This window comes from Polaromonas sp. (genome assembly GCF_016185115.1).
Lineage (GTDB): Bacteria > Pseudomonadota > Gammaproteobacteria > Burkholderiales > Burkholderiaceae_C > Polaromonas.
The window spans coordinates 302,270-322,109 of the sequence record NZ_JACPOF010000004.1 but is presented as its reverse complement, the minus strand read 5'-3'; the positions used below and the strand labels follow the sequence as shown (position 1 = coordinate 322,109).

Here is a 19,840-nt window from a genome sequence, read left to right as displayed (position 1 = left end):
CATATGTACGCTATCGCACATAAGGACAGTATAGGCAGTCAATCTACCTGCAGCCTTTTGCACTAGTCGCCTTGTTGGACAGGCAGGATTTCCGGCAGCGCTCCGCAGGCGCTGGCCTGTTCGCGGTGTTTCGCCGCGCAAATACCTGACCTCAAAATTATTGTGCAGGGACCTGCAAACCCAGAAAGCTGGCCAGGGCGGCAGTAGGCATGGCGCCTTCCTGCTTGACCAGTTCACCCGTTTGCGCATGTTTGGCCACGATGCTGGGGATGGATGCAAACCCGAAGCTGGTCATCAGTTCGGTGTTCTTCCTGATGGCGTCTTTTTGTGCATCTGCATCGGCGGTGGCGCTGATGCCGCCGCCTTTGGACATCATGGACGTCTCATGCGTCTCCATGGCTGCGACAGGGTCTGCGGCTGCGAGTATGGTCGCCCCCTGGGATGTGCTGGCGGCGTTCAGTATGCCGACCGGAATCCAGACAAATTTAGCCTGTGACTTGAGCGGTTTTGCGGCGTACCAGAGCGCGCTGCAATGCGGGCACTGGGCATCAAAAAACACATACACCGTACGTGCGCTCATGGGCGAACCGACAGTAAACCCCTTGGCGCCAGCGGTGATGGCTTCTATGGACACCACTGCAGACGTGGTCTTGACAGGTTCGCTGGTAGAAGAGTTGTTGCAGCCGGCCAGAAACACGCTGGCAACCAGTACAAGCGCGGAAGAAAAAGCCGAAAAGATCCTGGAGTTCATGTTGTTCTGGAGGTGAAGAGTGACGAAAAATGACCCGTAATTGAAAGCAATGGCCCAAGAATAGCGGAAGGCCACAGGTAGTTGATTCAGGGTCGTTACAAAAGTTCGGCGCTATGGCGCTTCAATGAAAATCACGGCTGCTGGTGCCCAGCCGCCCCAGCAGCGGCGTCAGGTCTTCCAGCCGCCGGGCAACCAGATTGCGTACCGCGCCGTAGCCTTTGGCGGTGCCGCTTTCCTCGCTGCGCTGCCAGATGCCATGCACCGCCAGCAGACGGGCATGCAGCACCTCCATCCGCTGGGTTTCGCGCAGGGATTTCCAGACGATGACATTGACCGGGCCGGTCTCGTCTTCAATCGTCACAAATATCGTGCCGTTGGCGGTTTGTGGCTGCTGGCGCACGGTAACGATGCCGCAAGCTGAGACTTCAACACCGTCAGGCAGGGCATTGAGTTCACCCGCATTGAGCAGGCCGCGTTTGGCCAGTTTCTGGCGCAGCAGGGCCAGAGGGTGGCGGCGCAGGGTCAGGCCTGTGGACTTGTAATCGAACAGGATGTTTTCGCCCTCGGGGGTATCGGGCAGGGCCAAAGGAGTCTCGAAGGTAGGTACTGATTTCAGGAGCAGCGGTGCGGGCTTGATGGCCGAGGCCTCCCAGACCTGCTGGCGCCTGTGACCGGCCAGCGCCATCAGCGCATCGGCGGCAGCCAGTGCGTTGATCTCAAGGGTGCTGAGGCGGGCACGTGATACCAGGTCTTCGGTCGAGGTGAAAGCAGCCTGTGCCCGCGCCTGCATGATGCGCACGGCTGCAGCTTCGGGCAGGCTGCCCACCAATCGCAAACCGAGGCGCACTGCGGGCTGGTTTTCACGGATGGCCGGATAGCGCTCACGCATCGCATCCTGTGCCGCAGGCTCCAGCGTGCAGTCCCATTCGCTGTGCATGACATCCACCGCCCTCACTTCAACGCCATGGTTGCGGGCATCCTGCACCAGTTGCCCCGGTGAATAAAAACCCAGCGGGTAGGAGTTGACCATGGCCGCCAGAAAACACGCGGGCTCATGGCATTTGAGCCAGCAACTCACATACACCAGCTTGGCAAAACTGGCGGCATGGCTTTCTGGAAAGCCGTAGTCGCCAAAACCCTTGATCTGGCTGAAGATGCGCTCGGCAAATTCAAGGCTATAGCCGTTTTTAACCATGGCATCGACCAGCCGCCTGTGAAAGTGCCCTACCCCGCCCTTGCGCTTCCAGGCCGCCATGGCACGGCGCAGGGCATCGGCCTCGCCGGGTGTGAAGTCGGCCGCGATCATGGCGATCTGCATCACCTGCTCCTGAAAAATCGGGATGCCAAAAGTGCGCTCCAGCGCCGGGTTGAGTGCCGGATATTCAGATTTGATCTCGCCGCCGTTTCTGAGGGTCTCGCGCGCCTTGAGGTAAGGATGCACCATGCCGCCCTGTATGGGGCCCGGCCGCACGATGGCAACCTCCACCACCAGGTCGTAATAGTTGCGCGGCCGCAGGCGCGGCAACATGGACATCTGCGCCCGGCTTTCAATCTGGAACACGCCGACCGTATCGGCCTCGCAAATCATGTCGTAGGTTGGCTGATCTTCCAGCGGCAGGGTGTGCATCTGCAGGTCGGTAGCCCGGGTCTGGTTCACCAGGGCAAAACATCTTTGCAGGGCCGACAACATGCCCAGCGCGAGCACATCAACCTTGAGCAGGCCCATGGCTTCCAGGTCGTCCTTCTCCCACTGAATGATGCGCCGGTTGTCCATGCTGGCGGGTTGCACCGGCACCAGCCTTGTCAGCTTCCCCTGCGTGAGAACAAAACCGCCCACGTGCTGGCTTAAATGGCGCGGGAAAGCGGGCCTGGCCTGTTCGCGTTTTTTGCCGTCATCCGCCTCGGCAATTTCATCTTCAGGGTCAGGGTAATACGCCATCAACAGCAGTGAAAGCTCCAGCCACTGCAGCACCTGGCCTGCGCCGCCTTCAAGGCCGGTTTCTTCAAGCTTTTCGCGCAGCACCTTGCTGCCGTCGAACCAGAAATGCTCACCCGCATACTTCTCGATCGTCTCAAGCGGAACCCCCAGCGCCTTGCCGACGTCGCGTACTGCACTGCGCGCACGGTAGCAGATGACCGTGGCCGCAATGGCTGCGCGGTCATGGCCGTATTTGCCGTAGATGTACTGGATGACCTCTTCACGCCGCTGGTGTTCAAAGTCCACATCTATGTCGGGCGGCTCGCGGCGTTCGCGGCTGATGAAGCGCTCGAACAGCAGATTGCTCTCGGAGGGGTCGATGGCTGTAACACCCAGGCAATAACAGACCGCCGAATTGGCGGCCGACCCCCGGCCCTGGCAAAGAATGCCCTGGCTGCGTGCAAAGCGCACGATGTCATGCACAGTGATGAAGAACATCTCGTATTCAAGCTCTTCAATCAGGGCCAGTTCAAGGCTCAGTTGCCTGCAGATTTTTCGGGGGATGCGGCCGGGGTAGCGCTTGTGGGCGCCCTGCCAGGTGATGCGCCTGAGGCAAAAGGCCGGGGTTTCTTCAGGCGGCACCATGTCTTCCTGCGGGTAACGGTAGAGATTGCGGATTTCATCGAGGCTGAAGGTGCAGCGTGAGGCAACCTCCAGCGTGGCGCGCAGCAAGTCTGCCGGGTAAATATCGGCCAGCCGCATGCGGGGCCGCAGGTGTGCCTCGGCATTGCCCTGCAGTTCAAAGCCGCACTCATGCACCGTCTTGCCAAGCCTGATAGCTGTAAGCACATCATGCAGCGGCTTGCGTGAACGCTGGTGCATGTGCACATTGCCTGCGGCCAGCGCGGGCAGGCCGCTGCAGCGCGACACTTCGCGCAACTGCGACAGGCGCAGTGCATCGTCCATGCCCTGCCACAGCTCTATCGCCAGCCAGCAGCGTTGGCCAAAAATATCGAGAGCCCACTCCGCATGACGGCACAGGGCGCCCACATCCACAGGCCCGGGCAGCGGCGAAAGCAGCACCTCGCAATCGGCCAGGACAGCAAAATCAGTGATGCCGAGAGCCACGCGATAGCCGCCCTTCTCCACGTGCTTCCCCGCGCCATCCCCGATCTGCCTGGCAGTGGTGATGAACTCGCACAGGTTGCCCCAGCCTTGCGCATTGTGGGGAAGCACCACCAGCCGGAAGTTTTCAGAATCACTGCCTGCCTGCACCAGGAATTCCGCTCCGGGGATGAGCTTCAGGCCAGTCTCTTTGGCGGCTTCATGCGCCCGCACCACACCCGACACGGAACATTCGTCGGTGATGGCGAGAGCCCGGTAGCCCAATGCCGATGCACGCTCCACCAGTTCCTGCGCATGGGATGCGCCACGCTGGAAGCTGAAGTTGCTGAGCGCGTGCAGCTCGGCATATTCGGGCAGAAGGCCGGGCAGCATGTGTATTCAGGCAAAAAAGCCGTGCAGGTACCAGGCGTGCTGCCGCAGCGTGTCGGAAGGCCGCCCCAGACGCTCGCGAAAAATCCACAACAGGCTGCCCTGCTCGCTGCGGTAGATGAAATAGTCACGCAGTACGCGCGGCCTTGTTTCGCCACCTGAGCGCAACCACAAGGGGGCCTCCAGCCGCTGCGGGCCTGCGAGTTGCCTCAATGCCCCCTGGTACACCGGGCTTTCACCGGCGGACTTCAGCCTGAGTGGCTGCCTGAGCAGCCAGGCGGGATACAACGCATCAGTTCTTGTACCGGCCGCAGAAGCTTCAGGATTTTTTTCATCACGCCCCCGTTTTCTGCTGCCTGCCAGGCGTGCGGGAAGCGTCATTGACCTGATGGCATCCCGCGCATGAATCCAGCGCTGCATCTCTTCCGGCCTGTGGTCTGCGCATGCTTGCCAGGCCAGCACGTTGTCATCGCCCAGACGCGCACTCAAACGCTCGACCAGCTCAAGCGCACCATCGCCATGCTTGCGCGCCTCCATCAGCAGGCTGCCGGTAGCTGCAGCTGCATCAGCCAGCGACTCGGTGATCAGCGACTGCAGGCTCACCGAGTGCACGGGCGCAGGCAGCGTTTGTTGCGCCAGATGCTCTGAGACCAGCCGCGTCATGTGGCGCAGGTCCTGCGCCGGGTTGGCGGTGCGGATGTCAAGTTCACCCGTGGGCGCAACATCGCGCCGTTTGTCCAGATGCCAGGTGACTTTCAGTGCGCACAGCCCGCTCTGCCGGCCCAGCAGCCAGGCCTGCAGCTTGACCAGCAAACGTTCGATGCCAGCCATCAGCGCAGGCGCGTGTTCGACCAGCGCATCAAGCTCCAGCTTTTCTTCAAAGTGTTCAGGCAACACCAGCCATGCGTAGTCATCAGCTACAGCGCCCCGTGCCCGGTCAAGAGCCTCCAGCAGTGCAGCGTCAAAACGCCGCGCCATGCCGTCGCGCGGCAGGCGAAGCAGGTCGTCCCAGGTACGGCAACCAATACGCTCCAGCACGCCCAGGTGCGCACGCGCGGCTGTCAGCGTGTGCATGGGCAGATCAGCCACCCGTTTTCTGGCGGCGTCAGGCCGGGCACCCTGCTCCTGCAGCACCCGCAAACGGCCCAGCGCAATCAGCGATGTCGCGCCTTGCGTCCGCACGGTCAGTGCATCAAGCCGGTTTGATTCAAAAAAAACCTTCAATTGCCGCTCAAGCAGCTGCATCAGGCACGCAAGCCCACCGAACAGGCGCAGGCTGCCGGTCACATCCATAAGCACGGACTCATCCACCAGCGCCACCCGGGGCGTGAAACCCAGCGCGATGCTGGCCACCGCCTTCTGTGCAGTGGTTTCGTCCATCACCGGCTGCGCAGCCTCAGTGATGATCGAGGTGTGCAATGCGATCCAGCAACGCATGAACGGCAATCGACGGTGAAGCAGAGACAAAAGAAGGCAGCGTGGGGGAGGTTTCCTCACGCTTGAGGCGCAGCCTTTCACGACTCGCAGCGATCAGCCCGGACAGCCGCGCCGGGCGTGTGTCCAACAGCACAGGCGCAGCCAGGGGCGGGCCACGGCGCTTGAGCACATGAACCAGCAGGTTGCCACCATCATCGACGGCGCCCTCCAGCAGAAGGCGCAGCGGTGCCGGTGAGGACTCGGTTTGTGCACGCAGCGGCCTGAAGACAAAGAGCAGCTTGTTGTGCGCATGTGCTGCAATCTGCAGGCGGCGCAGGTGCGCGCTGCGTGCATCAGGCAGCCAGGCCAGTACAGCGGCCACATCGGCGCACTGCAATGCCTCACGCGTAGCCCAGAGCAGTGAAGGCGCCTGGCCGGCTGGGGCATGGATGGACAACATGCGCTGCATGTGGATTTGCCGCGCACCCAGTGCAGGCGCAAAAGGCAGGTAAGGTGCGCCAACCAGTACAAGCAGTTTCGCGGCCTCCTGAAGCTGCAAGGCAGCCAGCGCAGGCGCAATCAAACCCCACTCATGCTGGCCTGCCTGCGGCTGTAAAACCTCAATCAGCGCCCCTTGAGGCCAACCCTCACCCGACAGCACGCGGTTCAGTGCCGCATAGCCGGTACACACCGTCACGACACTGGCGCTGCCCAGTTCTCCAGCGCGCCATACACCGGCATGGGCGGGATCGGACAGCACACAGTCCAGGGGTTGGGATGAAAAAATGGACAAAGTTCAGGACCACACAAATACTGTATTTATGTACAGTATATGGCTTGCCTGAAATTTGGCAAACAGAATGCTTCAGCCCGATGGGTGCGTCATATGTTCCGGACGGGCCCGGGCGACGGGATATGCCCTTGCGGGCGGAAGCTCAGCGCCTTGAGGCCTGGCGCACTATCAGCGCCAGCATCACCAGCGCGATGACCACAAAACAGACAAAGGACCAGTTGGCAATCGAGCCACCCAGGAAGGTCCAGTCAATCCTGGTGCAGTCACCGCTGCCCTTGAAAATCATGGGAATGGCGCGCTTGAGCGGGAAAGTTTCGATCATTCCGTAGAAGTCCCGGCCGCATGATGCTATTTCGGGCGGGTACCACTGCAAAAAACTTTGTCGTGCAGCAACAAAAGCGCCAAAGCCGGCAATGACGAGTGTCAGCGCAGAACCGCCGATCAACACACCGCGGCTTTTGCCGATGGCCGTCAGGCCCGCAAAAACAGCCACCAGCACCAGCGCGTAACGCTGAACGATGCACATGGGGCAAGGCTCAAGGCCCACCACATGCTGCAGGTAAAGGCCAAAAGCCAGCATCGCCACACATACAACTGCGGTCAGCGCCAGCACGCGGCGCGGCATGGCATCGAAATACTTCAAGAACATCAGAATCCCTCTTTATCGAGCATTTTATGGATTGTCTGGGAGTTCGTGAGCAGTGTTGGAGATTAGTTCCCGCAGAAGGCAAACGTAATGTCCGAAAGAGTCGCGCAACCGGCCTTGCAATGAACAAAACCGGACACGCCACATATGAATGAAAACGCCCTCATGAAGAGGGCGCTTCCAGCGGGATGCCGCTTACTTTGCCGGCGTGACTGTTACCTTGGGCACTTCAATCGTTTTTTCTTCCGACTTGATCGTCGGCACCGTCACCGTTTTCTCGGTGGTGGTCACTTTGACATCAGGGGTGGTCACATCGTACTTGGGAAGCGTGACATTGCCTTCCTGTGTTTTATTGATTTCGACCTTGGGCAAGGTCACGTCACCCTCCTGGGTTTTTTTGACGTCGCAAGCTGTAAGTCCAAGAATACCGAGCGAAACAAATGCGATAGCGATGGTGGTGTGTTTGTACATGGGAATGCCCTCTCAAAAGTGAATGTTGTACAGAGGAGCCCTGGAGAGTTGCTTGGGGCAACGCGTCCCGGGCCTCTTCAAATATTTCACTATGAACCTTCAGGGCGTCTTGTAGGGCATGGACGACCTCTTCTGTGCGGCAAATCCGAAGCGGGTGGGCGGGCTCTTTAAATACCCGCGCCCTCTTCCACAAACACACGCACATTTTTAGGGGTGAGAACCAGCATGTCGCCTTCACGCAGGCCCATGTCCTTGTATTGCTGCGAGGATATCTGCACCTCGATGAGGCCCTCGTCAGACCCTTTGGAGGTCTGCTTCTGCTCTTCTGGAATCAGTTCCAGCCTGGCCGTCGGGCCAATGACGATTGCGCGCACGAGTTGCGCGGCAATACCTTCTGCGCCTGGTGAGTAACGCTGCACATCAAAATCGTGCGGGCGAACGTAGGCAAAGGCTTTGGCATCTTTGGCACCTGCATGTTCGGGTGAGTCGATGCGTATGCCTTCCAGTTGCACTTCACCTTCATGGGCACGGCCATGAAACAGGTTCACATCACCGAGAAAGCCATAGACAAACGGGCTGGCCGGATGATCCCAGACCTGCTGCGGTGAACCAATCTGCTCGACCTTGCCCTGGTTCATCAGCACCACACGGTCGGCCACTTCAAGTGCTTCTTCCTGGTCGTGCGTGACAAAAATGCTGGTGACGTTGAGGTCTTCATGCAGGCGGCGCAGCCAGCGGCGCAACTCCTTGCGCACCTTGGCATCGAGCGCGCCGAAGGGTTCGTCGAGCAGCAGCACCTTGGGTTCAACCGCCAGGGCCCTGGCCAGGGCAATCCGCTGGCGCTGGCCGCCCGAGAGCTGCGAGGGGAAGCGGTCGGCCAGCCAGTCGAGCTGCACAAGGTTCAGCAGCGAATGCACTTTCTCCCTGATCTGCGCTTCGCTGGGCCGCTGGTTGCGCGGTTTCATGCGCAGGCCAAAGGCGACGTTTTCAAACACCGTCATGTGGCGGAAGAGCGCGTAGTGCTGGAACACGAAACCGACCTGGCGCTCGCGCACGTGCACGTCGGTGGTGTCTTCGCCGCTGAAAAGAATGCTGCCCTGGTCAGCCGTTTCGAGCCCGGCAATGATGCGCAGCAAGGTGGTCTTGCCGCAGCCCGAGGGGCCGAGCAGCGCAACCAGTTCGCCGGAATGAATATCGAGGCTGACGTCGCCCAGCGCCTGGAAGTTGCCGAAATGTTTGCTGACGTTGCGTATTTCTATGCTCATGGTGTTTCCTGATTCTCTTTAGCTGGCTGCGGCAGCAGGTGCGATGGCGCGAGGCTGCTCGGGTGGCAGGTCTGCTGCGGCTTTCATGTCCTGCTCGTGGCGCCATTCGGCGATTGACTTGATGACCAGTGTGACCAGCGCCAGGATTGCCAGCAAAGAGGCCACGGCAAAGGCTGCGACAGACTGGTATTCGTTGTACAGAATCTCTACATGCAGCGGCAATGTGTTGGTCTGCCCGCGGATATGGCCGGACACGACCGACACCGCGCCGAACTCACCCATGGCCCGTGCGTTACACAGGATCACGCCGTAAATCAGCCCCCACTTGATGTTGGGCAGGGTCACGTGCCAGAAGGTTTGCCAGCCGGTGGCGCCCAGCACAATGGCGGCCTGCTCCTCGTCATTGCCCTGCGCCTGCATCAAGGGAATCAGCTCGCGCGCAATGAAGGGAAAGGTCACAAACACTGTCGCGAGCACGATACCGGGCACGGCAAAAATGATCTTGATGTCATGTGCCAGCAGCCAGGGGCCGAACCAGCCCTGTGCACCGAAGATCAATACATAAATCAGGCCAGCCACCACAGGTGAGATCGAAAACGGCAGGTCTACCAGGGTCGTCAGAACAGACTTGCCCCGAAACTCGTATTTCGCAATGGCCCATGCAGCCGCCACACCAAACACCAGGTTCATGGGCACTGAAATGGCCGCAGCAATCAGGGTCAGTTTGATGGCAGCCCATGCATCGGGTTCTTTCAGGGCTTCAAGATAGGCACCGAAACCCTTGCGCAGGGCTTCGGTGAAAACGGCGGCCAGCGGCAGGATAAGGAATAGCACCACAAATACAAGCGCTATGCCTGTCAGCGTGTAACGAACCCATGGGGCTTCTGTCGTGCTGATCGTCTCGCGCCTATTGGAATTCAAACCACTCATGCTGGTGCTCCGGTATGACGACGTTGCCAGGCCTGCAGACCGTTAATCACAAGCAGCAGCAGAAACGACACCACCAGCATCACCACAGCGACAGCAGTCGCACCCGCATAGTCGTACTGCTCAAGCTTGCCGATGATGATCAGCGGTGTGATTTCAGAAATCATGGGCATGTTGCCGGCGATAAAAATGACAGAGCCGTACTCACCGATCGCACGGGCAAAGGCCATTGCAAAACCTGTGAGCAATGCCGGCATGATGTGCGGCAGTATCACTTTGGTAAAAATCTGAAGGCGGTTCGCACCGAGCGATGTGGCGGCTTCCTCAAGCTCTTTTTCAGCGTCTTCAAGTACCGGCTGAACGGTTCGCACGACAAAAGGCAGGCCGATAAAAATCAGCGCGATGACAACACCGGCCGGCGTGAAGGCCAGCTTGATGCCCATGGGCTCCAGGTACTGGCCTATCCAGCCGTTGCCCGCCAGAATCGCGGTCAGCGAAATGCCGGCGACTGCGGTTGGCAATGCAAAGGGCAAATCAACGAGTGCATCAACAATCTTTTTGCCCGGAAATTTGTAGCGCACCAGCACCCAGGCCAGCAACAGTCCAAACACCAGGTTAACCAGCGCCGCAAAAAATGAAGCCCCGAAAGTCAGGCGATACGACGCCATGACACGGGGTGACGTCACCGCTGACCAGAACTGGTCAAGCGTGAGCGTGAAGGTCTTGAAGAACAGCGCAGAAATCGGAATCAGCACAATCAGGCTCAGGTACAGGACCGTGTAGCCGAGCGTAAGCCTGAAACCGGGCAGTACCCGTTTAGATGATTTTTTAAACAATTTTTATAGCCTTGGCACTGCCAGTCATACATCCGTTAACGGAGATGACATGAATTTTCCGACGGGCCGCCCCAAGGAAAATTAGCCCCCTCGGGGGGCAGCGCATTACACGAAGTGAAAAGCGTGGGGGTCCGGTTACTTGACTGTGTAGATCTTGTCGAACTGGCCGCCATCATTGAAATGGACTTTTTGCGCCTCACCCAGCGAACCGAACACTTCCTGCACCGTGAAGAGCTGCAGCGGCTTGAAGGTCGTGGCGTATTTCTTCAGGACGGCAGGCGAACGTGGGCGCAGTGCGTGGCGTGCAGCAATTTCCTGACCTTCGTCTGAATACAGGTAGTCTAGGTAAGCCTTGGCAAGTTCAGCCGTGCCTTTTTTGTTGACGGTACGCTCGACAACGGCGACGGGGTTCTCGGCCACGATGCTGATGGACGGGTAGATCGCATCGACCTTGCCTTCGCCAAACTCCTTGTTGACCGACAGCACTTCCGATTCAAACGTGATCAGCACGTCACCGATATTGCGCTGCAGGAAGACGGTGGTGGCATCACGGCCGCCCTTGCCCAGTACCGGCACATTTTTGTAGAGCTTGCTGACGAACTCTGCAGCCTGCACGTCTGTGGCGCCCTTCTTCTTCGCATAACCCCAGGCCGCGAGGTAGGCATAACGGCCGTTGCCACCAGTCTTGGGGTTGACGACCACCACCTGGATGCCGGGCTTGATCAGGTCATCCCAGTCCTTGATGCCCTTGGGGTTGCCGTTGCGCACCAGGAAGAGCATGGTCGAGGTGGTAGGCGATGCATTGCCGGGGAATTTTTTGGCCCAATCCTTTGCCACCAGGCCGGCACCAGCGAGGAAATCAACATCGGTTGTTGTGTTCATGGTCACTACGTCAGCATCCAGGCCATCAGCCACAGAGCGCGCAATGGCGCTGGAGCCGCCGTGGGATTGATCAACCTTGATGTCCTTGCCCGTGGTCTTTTTGTAATGCGCGATGAAAGCCGCGTTGTAGTCCTTGTAGAACTCGCGTGCCACGTCGTATGAGCCATTGAGCAGGGTTTGTGCAGAGGCAATGCCGCTGGCAGCGAAGGCCAGCGTGGCAAGAGCGATTTTCAGTTTTTGTGAAGTCATGCTGTTTCCAGATTTCCGAAGGATGATGAAGATGAAAAATGAACCGTGCTGGCCGAGAAAGAGACGTCACCGGCCAGCGACTGCAGAAGCGCAACGCCCAGCGGCCATTCGCCGTGCCCGGACTCGATGTTGATATGCCCCGCATTTTGCATGCGCACAAACTCGCTGCCCCAGGCCCTTGCATAGGCCCCTGCCAGGCGCACCGGACAAAACGGGTCGTTGCTGCTGGCCACCAGAATGCTGCGGTAAGGCAGTTGCTGGTAAGGCACGGGAGCAAAGTCGCTGAGAACCGCGCGCCGCTCAGGGTCAGCCGGCGCCACCAGCAATGCGCCGCTGATGCGGTCAGTGGCCTCTTTGGGCAGATGGGTGGTGGCAATGCAGCCGAGGCTGTGGGCAATCACGACCACAGGTTCGTCCTGCTGCAAGATGGTTTTGGCAATCGACGCCACCCAGGCGTCACGCGCAGGCGCAACCCAGTCGTCCTGCTGGACGCGCACGGCACCGTCGAGCCGCTCGGCCCACAGGCTTTGCCAGTGGCCGGGACCGGAATCGCGCCAGCCGGGGACGATGATGAAACGCAAAGTGATGATCCTTAGCGGATGGAGGACGCGTGCAACTTGCGAACCACGGGCAAAAACGCAGCTGCAGGAATTTGCAGGCCGGGGCCGCGGAACCGGCTTTGCCGGGCTGCAGACGCAGCGGCCCCCTCGGGGGGCAGCGTATTACGCGAAGCGACAAGCGTGGGGGCCATATTTACTTGTTGGGCTGAGGCGTGATGCGCAGGTAAGGCCTGACGGCTTTAAAACCTTTCGGAAAGCGCTCTGCCAGTTCAGCCGGGTCCTGGATGCTGGGCACGATGACCACGTCATCGCCGTCTTTCCAGTTGGCCGGTGTGGCGACCTTGTGGCTGTCGGTCAGCTGCAGCGAATCGATGACACGCAGGATTTCGTCGAAGTTGCGCCCCGTGCTGGCCGGGTAAGTGAAGGTCGTGCGAATGACCTTTTTCGGGTCAATGATGAAGACGCTGCGCACAGTCGCAGTGGTCGAGGCGTTGGGGTGAATCATGTCGTACAGGTTGGCCACCGTCTTGTCGGCATCCGCCAGGATGGGGAAGTTCACGGTGGTGTTCTGGGTTTCGTTGATGTCCTTGACCCAGCCGCCATGCTTGTCCAGCGGGTCCACGCTGACGGCGATGGGCTTGACATGCCGTTTGGCGAATTCACCGCTCAGTGCGGCGGTTTTACCGAGTTCGGTCGTGCAGACAGGGGTGAAGTCAGCCGGGTGGGAAAACAGCACCACCCATGAATCACCCGCCCATTGGTGGAAGGAAATCCTGCCTTCAGTGGAGTCCTGCGTGAAGTCTGGGGCGGTATCGCCAAGCCTGAGGGTTGCCATGTTTGCTCCTGAATGAGGGGGCGCCGAGTCGATGTGAAGGCGCCGAGACAGTCATTGTGGGGAGCAAGCGTTCAAACTCAAAAGAATATATAGCTCTTAATTTATCCGCATAAGCACATAACGACTCAGTAAATCATGGCCTAAACATCTGATGAAGAATCGCCAGCCTGAAAACGCCAGCACCGCCAAAACATCCAGTGATGCATTATTTGCTATTACTTTGGTAGCTGCTCACGCATGTATTTATTGGCCTGCAGCTGTTTTAGTGCCTGAAAACGGCCATTTCCAGGCGTTTCTGGCGTGAGTTGGAGCCCTGAAACAGCGAAAACCACCCAAAAGTTAATATGAGAGTTAACTTTTTACATATTTTTAATGTATACATCAATTTTTTAACGTATACAGCAAATTTTGATTGAGATGATCTACCCAGTCAGGTTGCAGACACGAGTGCCGACTGTCGGCAGCCTGTTATCGCAACTGGTCACCCAACATATGTTCACCCATAAAGTCGAGAAAACTGCGCACGGCCGGCACCTGCCCCCGCCGCGACGGGAATACGGCGTGCACCATGCCCGACCTCATGGTCCAGCCGGGCAATACCGGCACCAGTAACTGTGCCTGCAATTCCGCCCTGCTCAGCATTTCTGGCAGAAAGCTGATGCCGGTGCCGGCCAGCACCGCGAGCTTGAGGGTTTGCAGGTCGTCTGCGATATACCTCGGCTGATGCTGAAACTCATAAGTCTGGCCAGCCGGGTCGACAAGCTCCCAGGTGCTGCGTCCGTCCGTCGCAGACATGGCGACGGTGTCCAGCTTTGCCAGGTCTTCAGGTCTGGTCGGCGTACCCTGCCTGTGCAGCAGCGAAGGGCTGGCCAGCAGCAAGGCGCTGGACGCCCCCAGCTGCTTGATGACCAGGCTGCCGCTGTCGTCGAGCGTGGGCCGCACCCGCAGCGCAATGTCCACACCCTCTTCTATCAGGTCAACCACGCGGTTGGTGACCCGCATGTCCAGTTTCACGTGCGGGTACTGGGCGAGGTAGCTGGGGACAAGGTAGCCCAGAGTGCTCTGGGCCAGCGTCACAGGGCAGGTCACCCGTAGCGTGCCGCGCGGCTCGACCTGCATGTGCGCCACAGCTTCAGCGGCGGCGAGGGCCTCGTCACGCATGGTGGCGCAATGCCTGAGGTAAATCTCGCCGACAGCCGTGACCGACAGCTTTCGGGTGGTGCGTTGCAGCAAACGTACGCCAAGACGCCCTTCCAGCTCGGCTACCCGGCGCGACAGCCGGGATTTTGGCAGGCCCAGTGAACGCCCGGCCGCGGCAAAACCACCCCGCTCCACCACCTCGGCGAAATACAGCATGTCATTCAGGTCTTCCATGGTGCCCCCTTTTCATCATTCATTGTCTCACTGGCAGGACAATCTATCGCAATTTTGCCAACTTATCAGTAAATCAATCTACCAGCACAATCTATCCATGGCTAAAAAATACAGCCAACCCTTTTTATCAACCCGCTTTTCGAACAGGACATCATCATGAGCAAGCTTCTCCACATTGACTCCAGCATTCTTGGCAGCAACTCCGTGTCGCGCCAGCTGACCGCACAAATCGTCGCTTCCTGGGGTGCCGCACATCCCGGTACCGAAGTCAGCTACCTTGACCTGGCCGTCAACACGCCCACCCATCTGTCCGCCGAATCCCTGGGCTTTCGCCTGCCTGCCGACGCCGTGCTGAGCGATGCACAAAAGCGCGAAAACGCCGTGTCCGAAGCGCTGGTCACCCAGTTGCTGGCATCCGACGTGATCGTGGTCGGCGCACCGATGTACAACTTCACCATCCCGACCCAGCTCAAGGCCTGGATCGACCGCGTGGCGCAGGTCAACCGCACCTTCAAATACACCGAAAAAGGCCCGGTCGGCCTGGCTACCGGCAAGACCGTCATCGTGGCGTCCACCCGCGGCGGCGCTTATTCAACCAGCGATGCCGGCAATGCGATGGAACACCAGGAGAGCTTCCTGAAGACCGTGTTCGGTTTCCTTGGCATCACCGATGTGCGCATCGTGCGCGCTGAAGGCCTGGCCATGGGTGACGCTGCCAAGGCGGCCGCGATTGCTTCTGCACAAGCCGACATCAAGGCCCAGCAGGCTGCTGCCAACGAAGCCAAGGCCGCACTCGCTGCCTGAGGACTTCACGCCTTCATCAAAAAAGCCCGCTGATGCGGGCTTTTTCTTTGGTCATGCGTAGACCTGAAGGAAATTCAGATGGCGTTCAGATGTGCTTCCTGACCCATGCCACGTAGGTGTCCATAAAGCCCTGCAAGAACTTCTGGCTGCCTTCGTTGACGCTGCCGTCCTCATTGAAGAAGCCTTCCTTCACCGTCAAAAAGATCTCAGGCTGGCCCAGCGTCGGCATGTCGAGGTAAGACAGGATGTTGCGCAGGTGTTGCTGTGCCATGGACGTGCCCATGGGGCTGACGGTGATGCCGGCAACGGCAGCAGGCTTGCCCTTCCACACGCTCTTACCCCAGGGGCGAGAAGCGTGGTCGATGGCGTTTTTCAGGACGCCGGGAATCGAGCGGTTGTATTCAGGCGTCAAAAAAATCACGCCCTGGGCAGATGAAATATGGTTGCGCAGGCGGGTGATCTCTGCCGTCGGGGCGCCATCATCATCCTGGTTGTATTGCGGCAGGTCGTCAATACGTACCTGTTCCAGCAGCACATCTGACGGTGCCAGTTTGGCAAGTGCCACGGCCAGCTTCTTGTTGAACGAGTCCTTGCGAATGCTGCCGACGACAACGGCGATCTTGATCTGGGCCAATGGGTGCTCCTGAAAGTTGAAGGGAAGACAGGCCGTGAAAGCCCGACGGGGCATTTTGCAACAGCAAGCGCAATCGTGCTGAGCGCAAATCCTAGTTTCCGCGTCCGGTGGCTTCGCGAGATATGGCTTGGGTCACATTGCCGCCGGCCGGCACATCATGCGTCACCCAGACATTGCCGCCTATGGTCGCGCCTTTGCCCAGGGTCACGCGGCCCAGCACGGTTGCGCCGGCGTAGATGACCACATCGTCTTCAACCACCGGGTGGCGCGGCAAACCTTTTTGCAGGTTGCCTTCCTGGTCGGTCGGGAAGCGTTTGGCGCCCAGCGTCACGGCCTGGTAGAGCCTAACGCGTTTGCCGATCACTGCGGTCTCGCCTATCACCACGCCTGTGCCGTGGTCCATGAAAAAACCTTCGCCGATCTGCGCGCCGGGGTGAATGTCTATGCCCGTCTGGCTGTGCGCCAGCTCGGCCACAATGCGCGCCAGCAGCGGCAGGCCCAAGCCGTACAGCTGGTGTGCCAGCCGGTGGTGGATCAGCGCCAGCACGCCCGGGTAGCAGAGCAGCACTTCATCAACACTTCGCGCCGCAGGGTCACCGTTGTAGGCGGCCAGCACGTCCTTGTCGAGCAGGCTGCGAATACCGGGCAGCGCCGCCGCAAAACTGCGCGCAGCCTTCACCGCGTCGGCTTCTATGTCTGCTTCCGTGCGCGACTGCTGGCGTGCGCTGTAGGCCAGTTCCAGCCGCATCTGCACCAGCAGCGCATGAAGGGCTGAGTCCAGCGTGTAGCCGACGTAGAAATCTTCGCTCTCGTGGCGCAAGTCTGTAGGGCCCAGCCGCATGGGAAAGAGCGCGCCCTTGAGCTGCTCGACGATGGCGGCCAGCGCGTCGCGTGAGGGGAACTCGCGGCCGCCCGGCTCCAGGGATCGCTTTTGCGATTCTCGCCAGTCGGCCCGCAGGCCATTCAGGGCGGAAACAATCTCGCGGGTATCAAAAACGGCCATCACCAGTCCTTGCTATTCGTCAGTGGGGTGCATTCAGAAGTACAGCCTGCGATTACAACCCAAAAGAAAAGCCTGCGTAAGGCAGGCTTTTTCAAGGAAGTGGCGGAAAGGCTCAGAACCCGGCCAGCACTGCACCCTTGAATTCGGTCTGTATGAATTTGCGGACTTCTTCAGACTGGTAGGCCTTGACCAGCTTGGCTACCCACGGCTTGGTCTTATCCTGCTCGCGCACGGCCAACAGGTTGACGTATGGCGATTTGGCAGCTTCCTGGGCAATCGCGTCTTTCGGGTTCAGGCCGGCAGACAGCGCAAAGTTGGTGTTGACGGCCGAGGCATCCAGGTCGTCGAGCGAACGTGGCAGTTGGGCGGCATCGAGCTCAACGAATTTGATCTTCTTCGGGTTGTCGATCACGTCCAGCGGCGTGGCTTTGAGGCCGGCTTCCGGCTTGAGTTTGATCAGGCCCTTGTCCTGCAGCACCAGCAGCACACGGCCGCCGTTGGTCGGGTCATTCGGGATGCCGAAACGTGCGCCCTCTTTCAGTTCGGCCAGGCTTTTGACCTTTTTCGAGTACAGCCCGATCGGGAAGTTGACGGTGTAGCCCACATTCGTGATCTTGTAGCCGCGGTCTTTGACCTGCTGGTCGAGGTAAGGCTTGTGCTGGTAGCTGTTGGCATCAAGGTCGCCGGCGGCGAGCGCTGCGTTGGGCTGCACGTAGTCGGTGAACTCGACGATCTGGATCTTCAGGCCGTCTTTCTCGGCAATCTTTTTGACCTGCTCAAAAATCTGCGCGTGCGGACCGGCGGTGACGCCAATCTTGAGCGGTTTGTCCTGCGCCAGGGCTGCGCCGGTGAAGGCGATGGAGAGCGCGAGCGCGGCGGCGGACTGGATAAGGGTGCGTTTGTTCATGATGACTTTCTCTGGATGGGTAAGTTGATTCGAAATATGTTTGAGGGTTGAAGGCGCTGCATCAACATCGGTGATGGGGCAGGTGCATGAGGGCTTTCATTTGTGGCTCAGCTTTCTTACAGCCCAGTCGCCCAGGCTTTGTACGGCTTGCACGAAGAGGATGAGCACCAGCACCACGGCCAGCATGATCTCTGGCAAAAAGCGCTGGTAGCCGTAACGGATGCCCAGGTCACCGAGCCCGCCGCCGCCAATGGCGCCTGCCATGGCCGAATAGCCGGTCAGGCTGACAAACGTGATGGTCAGGCCCGCGATGATGCCGGGCAAGGCTTCGGGCAGCAGAACCTTGAATACGATCTGCCGCGTGGTCGCGCCCATGGCCAGCGCCGCTTCAATCAGGCCGTGGTCGACCTCACGCAGCGATGCCTCGACCAGCCGGGCCACAAAGGGCGCGGCAGCAATCGTCAGCGGCACCACGGCGGCGGCAGTACCTATCGACGAACCCGTGATGAAACGTGTCATCGGGATGATGGCCACCAGCAAAATGATGAAGGGCGTAGAGCGCACGGCATTCACGATGCCGCCCACAGCGGTATTGGCCACACGGTTTTGCAGCACGCCACCTTCGTCGCTGAGCCGCAGGTACACCCCGAGTGGAATGCCCAGCAGCGCGCCTACAAAACCGGAGATGCCGACCATGACGATGGTTTCCCAGAGCGAGGTCGCAAACAGCGCCAGCAGGGCTTCTGAAAAATTACCGAACATGACTAATAGCCCCCACGCTTTTCACTTCGTGTAATGCGCTGCCCCCCGAGGGGGCTGTGCTTGCTTGGGGCGGCCCGGCGCTGCGCACTGCTCCCACCAGGACTTTGGCTGACAAATCATTCACTTCATCGACATGAACACCCGCCGCGCGCAGATGCACCAGCGCCGCATCAAGCTGCTCGTTGTGCCCACGCGCAAACACCGCCAGCGAGCCGAAGGGCTTGCCCTGGATCTCGTCGACCTGGCCATGCACGATGGACAGGTCAATGCCAAAGTTGCGGATCACATCCGACAGCAGCGGCTTGTCAGAGTCATCACCCGCAAACGACAGCCGCAACAGCCGCCCTTCGTGCCCGGGCACGGCAGTTTCAGCCTGCTGCAAGGTGCGTATGCGCGCCAGCACGCTCTCGGGCAAGTCCTGCGGCAGGATCTCGTCAATCAGGCTGCGTGTGGTGTCATGCTGCGGACGGGTAAACACATCGATTACCGGCCCGCTTTCGACAATGCGCCCGGCGTCGATCACGGCCACACGGTCGGCGACCTGCTTGATGACCTGCATCTGGTGCGTGATCAGCACCACGGTGAGGCCGAACTCCTTGTTGATCTGCCTGAGCAGTGCCAGGATGGAGCGTGTGGTTTCCGGGTCAAGCGCAGAGGTGGCCTCATCTGACAGTAACACCTGTGGGCGGTTGGCCAGGGCGCGCGCAATGCCCACACGCTGCTTTTGCCCGCCACTGATCTGGGCGGGGTAGCGGTCCTTGAGCGCAGACAAACCGACCAGGTCGAGCAGCGGCGTGATGCGGGTTTTGATCTCGCCAGCACTGAGCCCGGCGATTTCCAGCGGCAGGGCCACGTTGTCATACACCGTGCGCGAAGACAGCAAATTGAAGTGCTGGAAGATGATGCCGATGTCACGCCTGGCAACCCGCAGCGTATCGCCGTCCAGCGTTGTCAGGTCGCGGCCACCGACGATCACCTGCCCGGCCGTCGGGCGGTTCAGCAGGTTGATGGCCCGCACCAGCGAGCTTTTGCCGGCGCCGCTTCGGCCGATGATGCCAAAGACCTCCCCCGGCCTGATGTGCAGATCGACGTCCCTGAGGGCCTCGACCGGGCCGGACTGCCCCTTGTAAGTTTGAAAAATACCCTTGAGCTCAATCATGCGAACCAGCCAGACCTTGATGTGGCCGGTGTCTTCTTGTGGAAGTAACCAGCTCTTTTTGAACAGGAAAGGAATGTAAAGTCATTTTTCTAAAACCCAAAAGAATATTAAATTGATAGTTTAGATTTTTATGTAGTTAAAACATGGAATTTTG

General features: G+C 59.4%; 20 protein-coding genes. 2 read left to right on the top strand and 18 right to left on the bottom strand.

Features of this window, described 5'->3' with window-relative positions; genetic code table 11:
• Positions 1 to 157 precede the first annotated feature (157 nt).
• From HYX42_RS02280 to HYX42_RS02225, 12 genes are all read right to left on the bottom strand, one after another.
• Complete coding sequence (locus HYX42_RS02280) at positions 158 to 751, bottom strand: DsbC family protein (protein WP_293399062.1); 594 nt, start codon at positions 749 to 751, stop codon at positions 158 to 160.
• 121 nt (positions 752 to 872) lie between these two features.
• Entirely contained in the window at positions 873 to 4,166 is a 3,294-nt protein-coding gene (gene dnaE, locus HYX42_RS02275) for a DNA polymerase III subunit alpha (RefSeq protein ID WP_293399061.1), read from the bottom strand.
• Between the two features lie 6 nt (positions 4,167 to 4,172).
• Positions 4,173 to 5,600, bottom strand: coding sequence for a DNA polymerase Y family protein (locus tag HYX42_RS02270; RefSeq protein WP_293399059.1), 1,428 nt, complete (start codon positions 5,598 to 5,600; stop codon positions 4,173 to 4,175).
• On the bottom strand, positions 5,560 to 6,339 hold the full coding sequence (gene imuA, locus HYX42_RS02265; RefSeq protein WP_293399057.1) for a translesion DNA synthesis-associated protein ImuA: 780 nt from the start codon (positions 6,337 to 6,339) through the stop codon (positions 5,560 to 5,562). Before imuA ends, HYX42_RS02270 begins: the two co-directional genes overlap by 41 nt.
• Before the next feature lie 175 nt (positions 6,340 to 6,514).
• The gene (locus tag HYX42_RS02260; protein WP_293399056.1) at positions 6,515 to 7,021 is read right to left on the bottom strand and encodes a disulfide bond formation protein B; all 507 of its coding nucleotides are present in this window, start codon (positions 7,019 to 7,021) and stop codon (positions 6,515 to 6,517) included.
• A 192-nt stretch (positions 7,022 to 7,213) separates the two neighbouring features.
• On the bottom strand, positions 7,214 to 7,489 hold the full coding sequence (locus HYX42_RS02255) for a hypothetical protein (RefSeq protein ID WP_293399054.1): 276 nt from the start codon (positions 7,487 to 7,489) through the stop codon (positions 7,214 to 7,216).
• A gap of 167 nt (positions 7,490 to 7,656) precedes the next feature.
• A complete protein-coding gene (locus HYX42_RS02250; protein ID WP_293399052.1) occupies positions 7,657 to 8,754 on the bottom strand; it encodes a sulfate ABC transporter ATP-binding protein in 1,098 nt (365 codons plus the stop codon).
• A gap of 18 nt (positions 8,755 to 8,772) precedes the next feature.
• Positions 8,773 to 9,684 carry a sulfate ABC transporter permease subunit CysW gene (gene cysW / locus HYX42_RS02245; RefSeq protein WP_293399050.1) on the bottom strand — a complete coding sequence of 304 codons (912 nt, stop codon included), beginning with the start codon at positions 9,682 to 9,684 and terminating at the stop codon, positions 8,773 to 8,775.
• Positions 9,681 to 10,517 (bottom strand): sulfate ABC transporter permease subunit CysT, encoded by an 837-nt coding sequence (cysT, locus tag HYX42_RS02240; protein ID WP_293399048.1) that lies wholly within the window; start codon positions 10,515 to 10,517, stop codon positions 9,681 to 9,683. Before cysT ends, cysW begins: the two co-directional genes overlap by 4 nt.
• Before the next feature lie 135 nt (positions 10,518 to 10,652).
• A complete protein-coding gene (locus tag HYX42_RS02235) occupies positions 10,653 to 11,648 on the bottom strand; it encodes a sulfate ABC transporter substrate-binding protein (protein WP_293399047.1) in 996 nt (331 codons plus the stop codon).
• Complete coding sequence (locus HYX42_RS02230) at positions 11,645 to 12,235, bottom strand: alpha/beta hydrolase (RefSeq protein WP_293400005.1); 591 nt, start codon at positions 12,233 to 12,235, stop codon at positions 11,645 to 11,647. The genes HYX42_RS02235 and HYX42_RS02230 overlap by 4 nt, the downstream gene beginning before the upstream one ends.
• A 166-nt stretch (positions 12,236 to 12,401) precedes the next feature.
• On the bottom strand, positions 12,402 to 13,043 hold the full coding sequence (locus HYX42_RS02225; protein ID WP_293399045.1) for a peroxiredoxin: 642 nt from the start codon (positions 13,041 to 13,043) through the stop codon (positions 12,402 to 12,404).
• A 151-nt stretch (positions 13,044 to 13,194) separates the two neighbouring features.
• Between HYX42_RS02225 and HYX42_RS02220 the strand changes: the two genes are divergently transcribed.
• On the top strand, positions 13,195 to 13,347 hold the full coding sequence (locus HYX42_RS02220) for a hypothetical protein (RefSeq protein ID WP_293399043.1): 153 nt from the start codon (positions 13,195 to 13,197) through the stop codon (positions 13,345 to 13,347).
• 164 nt (positions 13,348 to 13,511) lie between these two features.
• On the opposite strand, the gene HYX42_RS02215 is transcribed toward HYX42_RS02220, so the two are convergent.
• A complete protein-coding gene (locus HYX42_RS02215; RefSeq protein WP_293399041.1) occupies positions 13,512 to 14,417 on the bottom strand; it encodes a LysR family transcriptional regulator in 906 nt (301 codons plus the stop codon).
• A 156-nt stretch (positions 14,418 to 14,573) separates the two neighbouring features.
• Here HYX42_RS02215 and HYX42_RS02210 point away from each other — a divergent pair, with 156 nt between their 5' ends.
• Positions 14,574 to 15,221 carry an NAD(P)H-dependent oxidoreductase gene (locus tag HYX42_RS02210; protein WP_293399040.1) on the top strand — a complete coding sequence of 216 codons (648 nt, stop codon included), beginning with the start codon at positions 14,574 to 14,576 and terminating at the stop codon, positions 15,219 to 15,221.
• A gap of 85 nt (positions 15,222 to 15,306) precedes the next feature.
• Here HYX42_RS02210 and HYX42_RS02205 read toward each other — a convergent pair whose 3' ends face one another.
• The 5 genes from HYX42_RS02205 to HYX42_RS02185 all read right to left on the bottom strand — a co-directional run bounded on the left by HYX42_RS02205 (position 15,307) and on the right by HYX42_RS02185 (position 19,686).
• Positions 15,307 to 15,855 carry an NAD(P)H-dependent oxidoreductase gene (locus HYX42_RS02205; protein ID WP_293399038.1) on the bottom strand — a complete coding sequence of 183 codons (549 nt, stop codon included), beginning with the start codon at positions 15,853 to 15,855 and terminating at the stop codon, positions 15,307 to 15,309.
• 91 nt (positions 15,856 to 15,946) lie between these two features.
• The gene (gene epsC, locus HYX42_RS02200) at positions 15,947 to 16,858 is read right to left on the bottom strand and encodes a serine O-acetyltransferase EpsC (RefSeq protein WP_293399036.1); all 912 of its coding nucleotides are present in this window, start codon (positions 16,856 to 16,858) and stop codon (positions 15,947 to 15,949) included.
• Positions 16,859 to 16,970: 112 nt separating this feature from the next.
• Positions 16,971 to 17,765, bottom strand: coding sequence for a MetQ/NlpA family ABC transporter substrate-binding protein (locus HYX42_RS02195; RefSeq protein ID WP_293399035.1), 795 nt, complete (start codon positions 17,763 to 17,765; stop codon positions 16,971 to 16,973).
• Between the two features lie 96 nt (positions 17,766 to 17,861).
• The gene (locus HYX42_RS02190) at positions 17,862 to 18,527 is read right to left on the bottom strand and encodes a methionine ABC transporter permease (RefSeq protein ID WP_293399033.1); all 666 of its coding nucleotides are present in this window, start codon (positions 18,525 to 18,527) and stop codon (positions 17,862 to 17,864) included.
• Entirely contained in the window at positions 18,517 to 19,686 is a 1,170-nt protein-coding gene (locus HYX42_RS02185; protein WP_293399031.1) for a methionine ABC transporter ATP-binding protein, read from the bottom strand. The genes HYX42_RS02190 and HYX42_RS02185 overlap by 11 nt, the downstream gene beginning before the upstream one ends.
• Between the last annotated feature and the right edge of the window lie 154 nt (positions 19,687 to 19,840).